The organism is Photorhabdus kayaii (assembly GCF_025384895.1).
GTDB classification, from domain to species: Bacteria; Pseudomonadota; Gammaproteobacteria; order Enterobacterales; family Enterobacteriaceae; genus Photorhabdus; species Photorhabdus kayaii.
Window position 1 is genome coordinate 38,679 of the sequence record NZ_JAJAFZ010000033.1, and the last position, 13,562, is coordinate 52,240.

The following is a 13,562-nucleotide window of genomic DNA, read 5'->3' on the forward strand; positions in this document are numbered from 1 at the left end:
CTCTAAATTGGTCGGCGAGAGAGGATTCGAACCTCCGACCCACTGGTCCCAAACCAGTTGCGCTACCAAGCTGCGCTACTCGCCGAAAACGAGGCGAATCTTACTGCGCTCGCTACAGGCCGTCAATACCTTTTTGATAACCAGAGATTAGTTGCTGATAAAAACAACTGAACCTCAGTTATGTCGCACTTTCTCACGGATTTCACAGAAATACGTCATTAGATAAAAAATAATGTTGTAGCTAAATCTGGACTTTCTTTTTTCTAACTAAGTTATTTTAACCTGCTACCCAGTGCCCCTAGAAAGGTTTATTCATCAAATAGGTCAGAATGTCTTCCTGTTTGTTCATATCTTTGCCACGTTTTTGTGCGGATTTCACATCACGCTTAAATTGACTTGAATATCTTGGCTAACGTATCAGATACCAAGCTGATCGAATAAATCGTCAGCATCCTTTGCTTGATGAATGTCTTCACCACGATCACTCTTAGCCAAAGTTTCGGCAGTCAATTTATTAGGTACTCTCATTTCAAACGGTAATGCTTTTTCCTTCGCAACTTTAGTCAAGGTGATACGCACAAGATCAGATATGGTTAACCCCATACCAGCCAAAACTTCGGTAGCTTCTGCTTTTAATGTCTCATCGATTCTTGCCCGAACAAATGCATTTGCAGCCATAAATCCCCCTTTTAATTTATAAATAAAATGTAGCTCGAATGAGCCACAAAATCAAGGTTAGAGGTATTAAGTTCCGGCTATCGCATTTCACAACAGCCGGAATTGACTATTTCAGGTCACTATTGCAGTAACGAAATATCCGCAACTTTCAGGAACAGGTCCCGCAATTCACTTAACAAAGTTAAGCGATTCACGCGCACCTGCTGGTCTTCATCCATTACCATTACATTGTCGAAGAAAGCATCGACAACTTCACGCAGAGAAGCCAATTCAATCAGAGCTTCCTGATAGTGCCCTTCGGCAAACAAAGGCGCCAGCTTATCCTGTAAAACTATCAGATGCGTTGCCAGTTTCACCTCTTCTGGCGCTTTCAACGTAGAAACATCTACTTTCTCGTTCAATGTCTCTTCAGACTTAGCCAGAATGTTAGAAACGCGCTTATTCGCCACGGCCAACGCTGCGGCTTCATCCAATGTACGGAAATGAGTGACCGCTTTAACACGGGCATCGAAATCAGCGGGTTGCGTTGGACGACGCGCCAATACAGCCTGAATGGTATCAATGCTGTAACCCTGCTCCTGATACCATGCACGGAAACGGCCAAGCATAAACTCAACCACGTCATCAGTAACTTTGGCATTCGTCAGCTTGTCGCCATACAGACGAACCGCTTCTTCTGTCAATGCCTGTAAATCCAATGGCAATTTTTTCTCAACGATAATACGCAAAGCCCCCAGCGCAGCACGACGCAGTGCAAACGGATCTTTATCGCCTTTCGGATGCTGACCAATGCCAAAAATACCCACCAGAGTATCCATTTTGTCTGCAAGGGCTAATGCACAGGAAACACCCGTAGAAGGCAGCTCATCACCGGCAAAACGCGGTTGATACTGCTCATTCAGCGCCAGAGCGATATCTTCCGCTTCACCGTCATGACAAGCGTAATGCATTCCCATCACACCCTGAGTATCGGTGAACTCGAACACCATATTGGTCATCAGGTCACATTTGGACAACAGACCCGCACGGGTGGCGTGATTAACATCAGCGCCAATCTTCTCTGCAATCCAACCAGCCAAAGCCTGAATACGATCCGTCTTATCGCGCAATGTACCAAGCTGTTTCTGGAACAGAACGGTTTCCAAACGAGGCAAGTTGTCTTCCAGACGCTGTTTACGATCCGTCTTAAAGAAGAATTCCGCATCAGCCAAACGAGGACGAACCACTTTTTCGTTACCAGAAATGATTTGTTGCGGATCAGAAGATTCAATGTTGGCAACAAAGATAAAGTTCGCCATCAACTTGCCCGCATTGTCGTAAACCGGGAAGTATTTCTGATCACCTTTCATGGTGTAAACCAGTGCTTCTGCTGGTACTTCGAGGAATTTCTCTTCAAATTTCGCTGTCAGCACAACCGGCCATTCAACCAGTGAAGTAACTTCTTCCAACAAACTGTCACTAATATCCGCAATGCCACCCAGTTTAACCGCCGCTTGTTCGACATCCTGTTTGATGAGCGCCTTACGGGTTTCATAATCCGCGATCACTTTACCGCGTTGCTGCAAAATTGCCGGATACTGTTCCGCATTGTCAATCGTGAATTCAGGCTCACCCATAAAACGATGGCCACGAATGACACGCGCGGATTTAATACCCAGAATTTCGCCTTCAATCAGTTCATCACCAAACAACATGGTAACGGTATGCACCGGGCGAACAAACTGCGTCTCTTTATCGCTCCAACGCATCAGTTTAGGAATTGGCAACTTACTCAGCGCGTGATTGACCATACCCGACAATAGCTCTGTTGCACGGCGGCCTTTTACCAGCGCACGATACAGTAACCATTCGCCTTTATCTGTCACTAAACGTTCAGCCTGAGCAGCCGTGATACCACAACCACGGGCCCAACCTTCAGCTGCTTTTGTCGGTTTACCTTCCGCATCAAATGCCTGAGCAATCGCCGGGCCACGTTTTTCCACTTCACGGTCAGCCTGCGCTTCATCCAGATTGGCTACTTTCAGCGCCAGACGGCGCGGCGCGGCAAACCAGCTCACTTCACCATGAGCCAAATTAGCGTTATCCAGTTCTGCCGCAAAATTAGCCGCAAATGCTTCAGCCAGTGAACGAAGAGCCTTCGGCGGCAACTCTTCTGTGCCGATTTCCACCAGGAAAGTCTGTTGAGTCATGACAGCCTCTTAGTTCTGATTCTTTTTACACATAGGGAAACCCAGTGCCTCGCGGGAGGCATAATAAGCTTCTGCAACAGCTTTGGTCAGGGTGCGGATACGCAGGATATAACGCTGACGTTCAGTCACCGAGATAGCTTTACGGGCATCCAATAAGTTGAATGTATGACCCGCTTTGAGAATACGTTCATAAGCCGGCAGAGGCAGCGGCGTTTCCAGCGCCAGCAGCTCCTGAGCTTCTTTTTCATATTGCTCAAAGCAGCTAAACAGGAAATCAACGTCCGCATACTCAAAGTTATAAGTAGATTGTTCCACTTCATTTTGATGATAAATATCACCATAAGTGGTTTTACCCAGCGGGCCATCGCACCAAACCAGATCATAAACACTGTCCACGCCCTGGATATACATTGCCAGACGCTCAAGACCGTAGGTAATCTCACCCGTAACAGGTTTACACTCAAGGCCACCTACTTGTTGGAAGTAAGTAAACTGAGTCACTTCCATGCCGTTAAGCCACACTTCCCAGCCCAATCCCCAAGCGCCTAACGTTGGGTTTTCCCAGTTATCTTCAACAAAACGGATATCATGAACCGTCGGGTCCAACCCCAATTCTTTCAGCGAACCCAGATATAATTCCTGAATATTGTCTGGTGACGGCTTAATAATGACCTGAAACTGATAGTAATGTTGTAAGCGATTCGGGTTTTCACCATAACGGCCATCTGTCGGACGACGGGAAGGTTGCACATAAGCCGCCGCAATTGGCTCCGGGCCAAGTGCACGCAGGCAAGTGATTGGATGAGAAGTGCCCGCGCCGACTTCCATGTCCAGTGGTTGGACAATGGTGCAGCCCTGGCGCGCCCAATAATCCTGTAAGGTCAGGATCAGCCCCTGAAAGGTCTTGGTATCAAACTTTTGCATGTTGGATCCGCACGCGATACATATGAATTTGAAAGGAAGTCGGTCAGTATACCCTTTGACCTTAAGATATACAGCCCTGAATTCGCTCTCAATTCCGCCCTGAAATAAAAAAATCTTAATCTGGCTATTTTGCTTGTATATATATACAGTTAAAGTACAGTCAATTATTAACCATCAACATCGGGAATAATCATCATGGAACTAACACGCTGTCATTGGGTGACCTCTGATCCTGAATATCTGGCTTACCATGACAATGAATGGGGAAAACCACAAGAAAATAGCCAGAAGCTGTTTGAAATGATTTGTCTGGAAGGCCAGCAATCCGGGCTATCATGGCTGACTATCCTGAAAAAACGTGAGGGCTATCGCCAATGTTTTCATCAGTTTGATCCGGTAAAAATTGCCGTCATGGATGAAAATGATGTGGCACGGCTGATGCTTGATCCTGCTATTGTCCGCAATCGCGCCAAAATTAACGCTATTATCAACAATGCGCGGGCATATCTTAAAATGCAACAACAGGGTGAAGAATTCAGCACCTTTATCTGGCGGTTTGTTGATAACAAACCGATTATTAATCAGTGGAAAACCATCACAGAGGTGCCGGTAAAAACAGATCTTTCAGATGAGTTATCACAAGCACTGAAAAAAAGAGGGTTCAAATTTATCGGCAGTACCACTTGCTATGCATTTATGCAGGCAACAGGCTTAGTCAATGACCATATAACTGACTGTTTATGTAGAAAATAAATTCAGTGAATTACAATAGCGCCAAGATTAACACCAATAATAAAACTGGATATTAACCAAACATTTAGCTCTTTATTTTAAATGTTAAATTAAATGCCATATTAAATAATTAGTAGTCATAATTTTCCAGATTGCACCTCGATAATGCGAAGGGTATGGTGTTATTTCTTCTAATTTAAATAACACACCGACAACGAACACGGCTATGATTTTTTCTCAATTCGGTAACAAGTTTACACAAGACGCAGGTATAACCCGCCTGATGAATGACCTTAATCAAGGGTTGCGGACACCTGGTGCAATTATGCTGGGCGGTGGTAATCCGGCACATATCCCGGAAATGGATGACTATTTTCAGCAATTACTGACTGAAATGGTCGCAAGCGGCCAACTCACGGAAACACTATGCAACTATGATGGCCCTCAGGGTAAAGATACGCTAATTCGAGCATTGGCAGAGATGCTGCGCGAAAAACTTGGCTGGGAAATTGGTACACAAAATATTGCCCTGACCAATGGCAGCCAGAGCGCATTTTTCTATCTGTTTAACCTGCTGGCCGGGCGCAGTGAAGATGGCTCCACCCGTAAGGTACTATTTCCACTGACACCGGAATATATTGGTTATTCTGACTCAGGGCTGGATGAAGGCTTATTTGTTGCCAATAAACCCAATATTGAATTATTGCCAGAAGGCCAATTCAAATACCGTGTTGATTTTGACCATCTCAATATTACCGAAGATATTGGCCTGATCTGTGTTTCTCGCCCAACCAACCCAACGGGTAACGTCATCACTGACGAAGAATTGCAACGGCTGGACTATCTGGCTCAACAACACCAGATTCCATTACTCATTGATAATGCTTATGGCGTACCATTCCCAGGTATTATTTTTAGCGAAGCTACACCATTGTGGAACCCTAATACTATTCTGTGCATGAGCCTATCCAAATTGGGGCTGCCCGGTTCACGCTGCGGAATCATTATCGCTAACGATAAAATCATCAATGCCGTCAGTAACATGAATGGTATCATCAGCCTTGCGCCGGGCGGTGTCGGCCCCGCAATGGCATTGGAAATGATCCGTCGCAATGACCTGCTTCGTTTGTCACAGGAAATTATCCGCCCGTTCTATCAACAACGGGTTCAAGACGTGATTCAGATTATCCGTCGTTATCTGCCGGCGGAACTTTGCCTTATCCATAAACCAGAAGGTGCCATTTTTTTGTGGCTGTGGTTTAAAAATCTGCCGATAACCACAGAAACGCTTTATCAAAGACTGAAAAAACGTGGTGTGTTAATGGTTCCAGGTCACTATTTCTTCCCCGGACTGGAACAAGACTGGCCGCATGCTCATGAATGCATGCGTATGAATTATGTTCCTGATCCGGAAAGTATTGCAAAAGGGATTGCGATTTTGGCAGAAGAAATTGAGCAGGCACATCAGCAAGCAGCCTGAAATCAATATAGTAAAAAAGCTCCTGCCCGGAAATGCAGGAGCAAAATGATAACGAGGACTTTACATAATTATTTTCAGAATTTGTAGAATGCTTTGTGCATAAAGAAGAGAAAGAAACACGCCTTGTTTGCTCACTCTCCTTAAGCAGCCTCTATTCAATCAGAAATTTCTAAATCCAATGCCTCGAATAGGCGTGTTTTTGTGCGTTTACTGATGGCTAATGCAAGAGTACATTACGTATTAATGAGACTTTCAGCCGATATGCCAAACTGCTTATTCAGTTTACGAATCATTGGTAGTGTTAGATTGCGCTTACCGTTTAATATTTCATAAACACGATTAACCCGACCTATTGCTGGTTCAAGATCTTTCGCTGTGAGGCCCATCTGATCCATACGGAATTTTATCGCCTCAATAGGGTTTGGCGGGTCAATCGGGAAGTGTTCAGTCTCGTAAGCCTGAATCAGCAAAACCATGACTTCCATATAATCAAACTCGGGAGATCCAATTTCAGGCTGATTATCAAACAATGGAGAAATGGCTTTTAAAGCTGCCTTATAATCCTGTTCTGTTCTGATAGGTTTAATATTCATAGCTTACTCCGGCTCAATTGTGTTGACGTCTATCGCATCATATTGCTGATGTGTTCCAACAAATTTCACATAATACCTGCCTGGCCTTATAGCCCCGTCGGCAGCACTTTTAGGTCTTTTACCAATAAAGCCCAAAAAAAGAGGCAACTTGAAAGATGACGGGTATATACCCTATGGATTTCAAGTTAATTAAAACACAGAAAAAAATCCTGTTACATAAAAAATTCACGACTTTTTGATATCAGTGCTATGGTCAATGTTGCACGACGTGATTATAGTGATTGATGTCAAAGCTCTTCATTAAGAGATTTGGGAAAATAAAAATCACCCAACAAACTTATGCAAGAGCAAACTATTTCAGCGGCTTAGCCATACGAGATCAATAGAACCGATGAAGAGTAATAAATTAATTCTATTTTGCGTCACATTAGGATGGTTGTTAATCAGCGGGTGTACCAGCATCATGACACATTCAGGGCCTAGCCGCGGTTATTATCCCGGAGCTAAAGCTAACATTGAAATGTTAAAAGACAAAGATACGGGTTGGGTAATGAAACCATTACTCGCGATTGATCTGCCTTTTTCTGCGCTATTAGATACTCTCTTATTACCTTATGACTATATAAAATCTGACGAAGATCAATCAACAAGTTCACCAAAAGAGCGAATTGAAAAAATAGAAAAAGCACAACGTCAAACCAAAACCAATTAATTGATAATCCGTTCCGGTTTATTTATTGCCACCAGCGGAGAGTGAACTGACGGCAAATATATTTATTTCAATCCGGTTTCCACCAGGAAAATTTGCATATAACCATCGACTTCACGCATAAATGCAATATGATGACTATCCGGTGAAATCACCACCGCTTCCGCAGCAGGCGCTTTTTCTGTACGCTTTGTCAAACGCCGCATTTGGCTATTTCGCACATCGCACAGCATCACACTGTTATCACAAATAAAAGCAACAAACTGACCGCTACTTTCCCAACTAAAAGCAGATTGGATGCCACAGTAACTCTGAGTTATTTGACGTAGCTCGCCACCATTTGGCGATATTGTCCACAATTGCACAATACCATTATCGTCTTTCATTAGAAAACCAATCTGTTCACCATTCGGTGAAGCACGCAACCAGTGACGCGGGTTATTCACGACTCCCGGCCAGCGTTTGTGGCTGGTCAATGTCAAACGACGCTGCATTACACTGGCAGGCGGCGCAGGTAACGTTGTTTCCGTACCTTGCAGCGGTTTTTCCCCTGCTACCGCATAATCAGCATCCTGTTCAGGTAAATCAACGATATAGACTTCCGGTACTTTTTCCCCTATTGCAGAAATAGTATCGCCAATAAATGCCAATGCCCAACGCTGCCAATTACCATCCGCTTTACGATATCCTGCTTGACCTACCCAACACTCTTCATAGGCGCGGTTAATATCATCACTGCCCGGCTCCGGCTGAAAAGTAGTAGTACTAACCACAACGGAGAAATAGCTACCATCATATTCACGGGGATGGTGTTTAGGTGGTTCAACTGGCTTGAGGGACACAGCCACGGCGATATTGCGCAAATCCAGCGCTGGATCAAGCTTATGCATAACATGGTCGTTATAAGTAAAACTCAGGCGGCTACCATCCGGGCTGAATACATGAACGTGACTGCCTCCGCGCAACGCTCCCGGGGTATAAGGGGCAGTAATATCCATTGCATCCAGCGTAACCGCTTTTCCCGGAGAATCCTCACTGACAATGACGCCCCGACGGTGATGAAAGTCATAGTGCCATTGCTCATCTGGGCATTCTGGCCCATGAATAAACGCATATCGGACAGGTTCTGTTGGGCTGACTGTCACCACGCCAACATGAGCGCCCTCCTTTGCCTGATAGATAATTTCTGTTTTTCCACTCTGTACATGAATTTTTTCTATCGTTAAACCAGTAAAAGAAGCACCATGAGGACGCACATCATAAACTAACCACTGGCTGTCTGGTGTCCAGACATTAATATTAGTAAGCTGGTGGCTACGGTTATCTAACGTGATTTGCCGTTCCTGAAAGGCCATTTTATTATCCTTGCATCAGGTTTTTTCGGATTAATAATATTAATCCGAAATGGATGGAACTAAAAAATTTCAGTCGAGACTTTACCACTTCGACATTACTCTTACTTTTTTATGCTACGTACATTTCATTTCTATGTTACTAAGTGTTCTTTATATCATTGGTATTACAGCTGAAGCGATGACCGGGGCTTTAGCTGCGGGCCGCCGTAAAATGGATATGTTCGGCGTGATTATTATTGCTTCCGTAACGGCGATTGGCGGTGGCTCCGTTCGAGATATACTACTAGGGCATTATCCCCTCGGTTGGGTTAAGCATCCTGAATATATCGTCACCGTTGCCTGTGCCGCCGTAATCACCACTTGGGTTGCGCCGATGATGAAACATTTGCGCCGCCTGTTTCTGATCCTTGATGCCATTGGCTTGATTGTCTTCTCCATTCTTGGCGCACAGATTGCGCTGGAGATGAACCATGGCCCTATCATTGCTTCCATTGCGGCGGTTATTACCGGTGTTTTCGGTGGTGTGTTACGCGATATGTTGTGTAACACCATTCCGTTGGTTTTCCAGAAAGAGATCTATGCGGGTGTCTCCTTTACCGCCGCCTGGTTATATATTGGCTTACAGCACACATCGTTACCGCAAAACGGCATTGTTCTGATTACCCTGATCGCCGGTCTGACAGCAAGATTGGTTGCTATTCGCTACCGTCTTGGATTACCGGTCTTTAATTACGAACACTCCGATCACTGAGCCATATCAGCGGGGTTAACTACGGCCCCGTTTTCCCGGTCAAAACCCGTTATCCCTGCCACTGACAGTTTTTCCGCGATTGCTTTAATCTGCTTGTCATTGACAAAATCAGACAACTTTTTCAACTGCCCGACAGTAAGCTGTTGTTTTAATTTTGCCGCGGCTAATTTCTGCTCCAGTTGCTGCCAGTGATAAACATTATCAGACAGCTTATCCATATAAGGCACTCCAATCCCTTTCATCCAGTAGGAAAAAGGCTGATTTTTTGCCTTGCTGAATTGCGAATAAATAGCCTGTGCCCGTTTATCTCCGATTCCTGGTAAGGCCGCAATTTGTTGAGCTGAAAGCGCTAACCAACCGGTTAAATCAGTGACTAACTTCCGTTCGGTCAACATTACCCAACTACCGCTACTGACACCTGTCATTTGCAGATTTTCACCAAGCCATTTCAATCGTGCATTAAATTGTTGTTCACAACCCACCGTTAACGTCAAACAACTTAGTGCATGATAATGCTGCTTATCCGGTGGCTGAATATCCTGACGCTCTTTGATCCGCCATACCACCTGAGCTAATTTCGGGATACCATGGCCTGCCAATGTCAGCGTCACCTGATCCCCCGGTAATACATCCAACTGCCGCCAACGACGAACAGAACCAATATTGACTCTGCTTATCTGCCGATCATCCAGTTTCACCTTATCCAGCCCAAGAACCACTGAGATTTTGCCCGTTCTGCCAATAGTAAAATTAACTTCCCTGACTTGTGTAACCTGATGGCGTAAAGGGTGTTTCCATGCCACAGCCCAACTGTTAGATCCAGACCGCCACTGGTTTCCTTTAGGTTCAATTTCCTGTTTCAGCACGATACCGTCTGTAGCAAAAGGCATGGGTTGTTCAAAATAGTACATCCGCAGTTTCTGCACCTGCTCTGGTTCCTCTATTTTATGACTGTAGCGAAGCGCCAATGGAAACCCCATATCTGCCAGTTTGCGCAATTTACTTTCCATCTCCGCAGGGCCATCCGGCCAGCTCCAGATAAACAAACCTATTTGTTTTAATTCTGACGAATGGTCCTTACGCATCATCAAACCCGCAACCCGATTACGAGCGCCATCACTCCCCAATAATTGCTGTCTATGCTCCTCTTTATGCAGAAAGAGTTCTCCTTGCAATACCAAATCAGGTGGAGCATTTTCTATATTCTGCGGAATATCGGGAATATATCGACTTTTTGCTGTCCAATTTACCCCTTCGGCACCATTGCCCCGGCTGATTAATGAAACAAGTTTCCCGTTCTGATAAACCAATGTTACCGCTACACCATCAATCTTTGGCTGTAACCAGACAGGTAATCTACCGTGCAACCATCGGTTAATTTCCTGCTTGTCTTTCAGTTTACTTAATCCGGTATGAGCAACCGGATGAACAAGCTTATTATCAGGAAAAACTTCCACAGGAAAATCTGAATGGGGTGCTTGTTTCAGACAGAATTGCCAATGAGTCAGCTCCGACATTAATTGATCATAAACCTCATCATCGATCTCGCTGATCCCTTTCTGACGATAGAGCTGATCCCAGTGCGCCATCTGTTGCATCAAGCTGTTAGTTTCACGTTGTAATTTGTCCTGCGACCATTCGGGGCAATTCTTTTCTGTATTCGAAACAAAAATTTCAGCCGCAACTATCGGTGAACTGAAAACAATGAACAGAATTAATATCAATAAATTAAGCATCCGTTGCTCCTTGGCTATCCATGCATAACAACAAAATAGAGGATAAAGAGATGCTGTCCAAGGCAGAAATAATAACTTTGCGAAGCGGTTCGAAGAATAACTGCCTGAAATCCCAAGGTAGCGGGCTTTTTCATACACTACACAAAGCGGATATTTATGGTGAAAGCCTGATGTATTTAATATTTGATTCAGGGCTGCCATCAACGATTCCCGCCCCAGAGGTTCTCATCGAAGACAGAGGTTTAATAACCGATAAACTTATCACATACGATAAGTTCAAGGGTCGATATTAAATATGCCACCCAAAATTCAGGCTCGTATCCTAAAAAGGATCTTGGTCTCGCTTATAAACGAATGAAAGAGGTTCTAAAATGAGCAACTTAAAATCCCTAAAATCCAAAGCATTAGCTAACTCAGATGTAAAAGCTGAGTATGATGCGCTAGAGACAGAATTCGAGCTAATTAATACTTTATTACGCATGCGGCATGCTGCTGGTCTAACGCAAAACCAAGTTGCACAGCGTATGGGAACAAAAGAGGCGAATATTTCCAAGCTTGAAAAAGGAAACGGAAACCCAACACTTAAGACACTATTGAACTACGCCAGAGCTTGCAATTGTGAATTACATTTTGGCTTCAAAACAACTTAATCCAAACGATATAGAAAAGTACCTTCGGGTGTGCTTCATCAGCTTACTTTCTCCTTTACCGATGAGGATCGTCTCAACAGCACAAATGAGCATCAATTTGCCCGCTCCATTCGGTTTTGCAATGATTATCAGTTAGCCTGGGAGAAACCTCGCCATTCGAACTAAAGCACACGGTGAATACGATTAGTTAATCTATTAAGTATTAATTTGTTATTGTGAACCATTAACCAAGGCTGAGCCATAATACCTCGGTTCAGCCTGTCGAGTATTCACTTTAAATCTCATCACAGCCGCTCTCTGTTATTACTAACATTAACTTTCAAATAAAGATTAAAAGACAATGACTTTACGAAATAGTTTGGGACGTAAATCCTAAAAACCCAAAAATAACTGACATTTTCATAAACAGGCTAGAGCGGATATTACAATAAACCCCTAGTGATTTTTCTTCCTTGCTTTACAGTTAATACTTAGCATATTAAGTTACATATTTACGTATTAATAAGAGTAGCCATAAAGATGTACATCCCCCCTAAATTCTGTCGCTCAAGTCTCATAATTTCAACCCTTACCACTTATAGATAAAAAAATAATCTGAAATCAACTACCAAAAAATTAATTTAGCATTAATCTGAAGTTATCAGCCGATAACTATTTCCTATTATCTTTTTTTTAAAATAATTGCTAATCTTATTTATGTCTTCGTAGCAATAGAAATTCAGCTTAACCCGCAAGGGATAGGTTTTATGGCATAGGTTCCCTGTAGGTAAAGGTAAATCCGATATAACCTTAAGTTAGGAGAGTAATATGAATCAAGACGATTTCTCCTCAAACATGAGTTCCAGCAATACTCTTACATGAACGAAACCGTGTAATAACAACCTGCACGGGTGACCCGATGCAGAGAATAATCATCTGAAAAAGGAGGGCCCTTAAAAGGCCAATACAATCTGGCCGGGACAGGGTTATCACAAAGAATGAAAATTTTTAATATGGCAACCGGGGAGCTATCCCCATCAGAGTATTATCAACCTAATCCTGCTGCACCCTCTTGGAACCCAACGTGGGCAATCAAAGCTCTCGGGCAACCGGTGATAAATGGGAAAGACAACAGGGGTAAGCCAATTCGTTACCCAGAATCACGTACCAGTACCTTATTGAATGTCTTTCCGACAGTAATAGATCGTAATTTTCCAAAGCCGAGAGTAGACGATATGACGCTGGAACAAGGCAGGTTCTGGATAAATGCACAAAACAGCATCTTCAAGGTCCCACGTGTGGTCACAGGCACGTATATCTGTAAGATGGTTGCCAAACGTAAAGATAAATCTCCAGGGAAAGCCACAGTGACCCTCTATACGGATGCTAACGTTGTAAATTATATACTCTACAGGTTCAAGGGAGACAAAAACGTTATGGAATCTAGCGTGAACGACCTGATTTACACAGCAAACTGCCGAGGGACCGGATTTTCATGGGAGCGTAAACCCGAAGAGAAATTTGAATTGGAAAGTAAGTGGGAAAACGCGGCACTGACAATTAAAATGCAAGACACTTGCGATTGGATTTATGATGTTGCTTTCTGGACGCCACCAAGCAACAATCCAAATGGTCAGTTTAAAGACCCAGCCATCCTGAGACCTAATAGCTAACCTGGAGAAGCCAGATCCCTGTAATAACCCAGATAACCTATCTGGAATGAGAAGGCCGGTAGCAGCAATAAATAAAAATCTTTAACAGAACAACCGGGGAGTAATCCCCGGTT

Annotated in this window: 12 protein-coding genes and 1 tRNA gene; 6 read left to right on the forward strand and 7 right to left on the reverse strand. The window is 43.8% G+C overall.

The genetic code is table 11. The annotated features are described in order from the left end of the window. Positions 1-8 precede the first annotated feature (8 nt). The 4 genes from LGZ98_RS13400 to glyQ form a co-directional block, all read right to left on the reverse strand. Positions 9-85: transfer RNA gene (locus LGZ98_RS13400), tRNA-Pro, on the reverse strand. A gap of 332 nt (positions 86-417) precedes the next feature. Continuing rightward, the gene (locus LGZ98_RS13405; protein ID WP_021325378.1) at positions 418-678 is read right to left on the reverse strand and encodes a type II toxin-antitoxin system RelB/DinJ family antitoxin; all 261 of its coding nucleotides are present in this window, start codon (positions 676-678) and stop codon (positions 418-420) included. A 119-nt stretch (positions 679-797) separates the two neighbouring features. Further along, complete coding sequence (gene glyS / locus LGZ98_RS13410; protein WP_262978177.1) at positions 798-2,867, reverse strand: glycine--tRNA ligase subunit beta; 2,070 nt, start codon at positions 2,865-2,867, stop codon at positions 798-800. Between the two features lie 9 nt (positions 2,868-2,876). Further along, positions 2,877-3,791, reverse strand: coding sequence for a glycine--tRNA ligase subunit alpha (glyQ, locus tag LGZ98_RS13415; protein WP_113041159.1), 915 nt, complete (start codon positions 3,789-3,791; stop codon positions 2,877-2,879). A 195-nt stretch (positions 3,792-3,986) separates the two neighbouring features. On the opposite strand from glyQ, the gene LGZ98_RS13420 reads away from it, so the two are divergent. Both LGZ98_RS13420 and LGZ98_RS13425 read left to right on the forward strand, forming a co-directional pair. After that, a complete protein-coding gene (locus LGZ98_RS13420) occupies positions 3,987-4,544 on the forward strand; it encodes a DNA-3-methyladenine glycosylase I (protein WP_113041160.1) in 558 nt (185 codons plus the stop codon). A 205-nt stretch (positions 4,545-4,749) separates the two neighbouring features. Continuing rightward, the gene (locus LGZ98_RS13425; protein ID WP_113041161.1) at positions 4,750-6,003 is read left to right on the forward strand and encodes a valine--pyruvate transaminase; all 1,254 of its coding nucleotides are present in this window, start codon (positions 4,750-4,752) and stop codon (positions 6,001-6,003) included. 233 nt (positions 6,004-6,236) lie between these two features. On the opposite strand, the gene LGZ98_RS13430 is transcribed toward LGZ98_RS13425, so the two are convergent. After that, a complete protein-coding gene (locus LGZ98_RS13430) occupies positions 6,237-6,596 on the reverse strand; it encodes a helix-turn-helix domain-containing protein (RefSeq protein ID WP_262978178.1) in 360 nt (119 codons plus the stop codon). 391 nt (positions 6,597-6,987) lie between these two features. On the opposite strand from LGZ98_RS13430, the gene LGZ98_RS13435 reads away from it, so the two are divergent. Beyond that, positions 6,988-7,308 (forward strand): YceK/YidQ family lipoprotein, encoded by a 321-nt coding sequence (locus LGZ98_RS13435; protein WP_112878610.1) that lies wholly within the window; start codon positions 6,988-6,990, stop codon positions 7,306-7,308. A 62-nt stretch (positions 7,309-7,370) separates the two neighbouring features. On the opposite strand, the gene LGZ98_RS13440 is transcribed toward LGZ98_RS13435, so the two are convergent. Further along, positions 7,371-8,660: a YidR family protein gene (locus LGZ98_RS13440; protein ID WP_113041162.1), complete on the reverse strand. Its 1,290-nt coding sequence runs from the start codon at positions 8,658-8,660 to the stop codon at positions 7,371-7,373. Between the two features lie 133 nt (positions 8,661-8,793). Here LGZ98_RS13440 and LGZ98_RS13445 point away from each other — a divergent pair, with 133 nt between their 5' ends. Then, positions 8,794-9,411: a trimeric intracellular cation channel family protein gene (locus LGZ98_RS13445; RefSeq protein ID WP_113041163.1), complete on the forward strand. Its 618-nt coding sequence runs from the start codon at positions 8,794-8,796 to the stop codon at positions 9,409-9,411. Here the strand turns inward: LGZ98_RS13445 and ligB are convergent. Next, positions 9,405-11,348 carry an NAD-dependent DNA ligase LigB gene (gene ligB / locus LGZ98_RS13450; RefSeq protein WP_262978179.1) on the reverse strand — a complete coding sequence of 648 codons (1,944 nt, stop codon included), beginning with the start codon at positions 11,346-11,348 and terminating at the stop codon, positions 9,405-9,407. The genes LGZ98_RS13445 and ligB overlap by 7 nt on opposite strands. A gap of 170 nt (positions 11,349-11,518) precedes the next feature. Here ligB and LGZ98_RS13455 point away from each other — a divergent pair, with 170 nt between their 5' ends. Further along, complete coding sequence (locus tag LGZ98_RS13455) at positions 11,519-11,797, forward strand: helix-turn-helix domain-containing protein (protein ID WP_046974769.1); 279 nt, start codon at positions 11,519-11,521, stop codon at positions 11,795-11,797. 992 nt (positions 11,798-12,789) lie between these two features. Beyond that, positions 12,790-13,449 (forward strand): hypothetical protein, encoded by a 660-nt coding sequence (locus tag LGZ98_RS13460; protein ID WP_262978180.1) that lies wholly within the window; start codon positions 12,790-12,792, stop codon positions 13,447-13,449. Positions 13,450-13,562: the final 113 nt, after the last annotated feature.

Coding starts and splice junctions, on each gene's coding strand:
- glyS (WP_262978177.1), bottom strand. CDS start 2,867: ATGACTCAACAGACTTTCCTGGTGGAAATCGGCACAGAAGAGTTGCCG.
- LGZ98_RS13455 (WP_046974769.1), top strand. CDS start 11,519: ATGAGCAACTTAAAATCCCTAAAATCCAAAGCATTAGCTAACTCAGAT.
- LGZ98_RS13425 (WP_113041161.1), top strand. CDS start 4,750: ATGATTTTTTCTCAATTCGGTAACAAGTTTACACAAGACGCAGGTATA.
- glyQ (WP_113041159.1), bottom strand. CDS start 3,791: ATGCAAAAGTTTGATACCAAGACCTTTCAGGGGCTGATCCTGACCTTA.
- LGZ98_RS13430 (WP_262978178.1), bottom strand. CDS start 6,596: ATGAATATTAAACCTATCAGAACAGAACAGGATTATAAGGCAGCTTTA.
- LGZ98_RS13420 (WP_113041160.1), top strand. CDS start 3,987: ATGGAACTAACACGCTGTCATTGGGTGACCTCTGATCCTGAATATCTG.
- LGZ98_RS13440 (WP_113041162.1), bottom strand. CDS start 8,660: ATGGCCTTTCAGGAACGGCAAATCACGTTAGATAACCGTAGCCACCAG.
- ligB (WP_262978179.1), bottom strand. CDS start 11,348: ATGGCAGCCCTGAATCAAATATTAAATACATCAGGCTTTCACCATAAA.
- LGZ98_RS13445 (WP_113041163.1), top strand. CDS start 8,794: ATGTTACTAAGTGTTCTTTATATCATTGGTATTACAGCTGAAGCGATG.
- LGZ98_RS13460 (WP_262978180.1), top strand. CDS start 12,790: ATGGCAACCGGGGAGCTATCCCCATCAGAGTATTATCAACCTAATCCT.
- LGZ98_RS13435 (WP_112878610.1), top strand. CDS start 6,988: ATGAAGAGTAATAAATTAATTCTATTTTGCGTCACATTAGGATGGTTG.
- LGZ98_RS13405 (WP_021325378.1), bottom strand. CDS start 678: ATGGCTGCAAATGCATTTGTTCGGGCAAGAATCGATGAGACATTAAAA.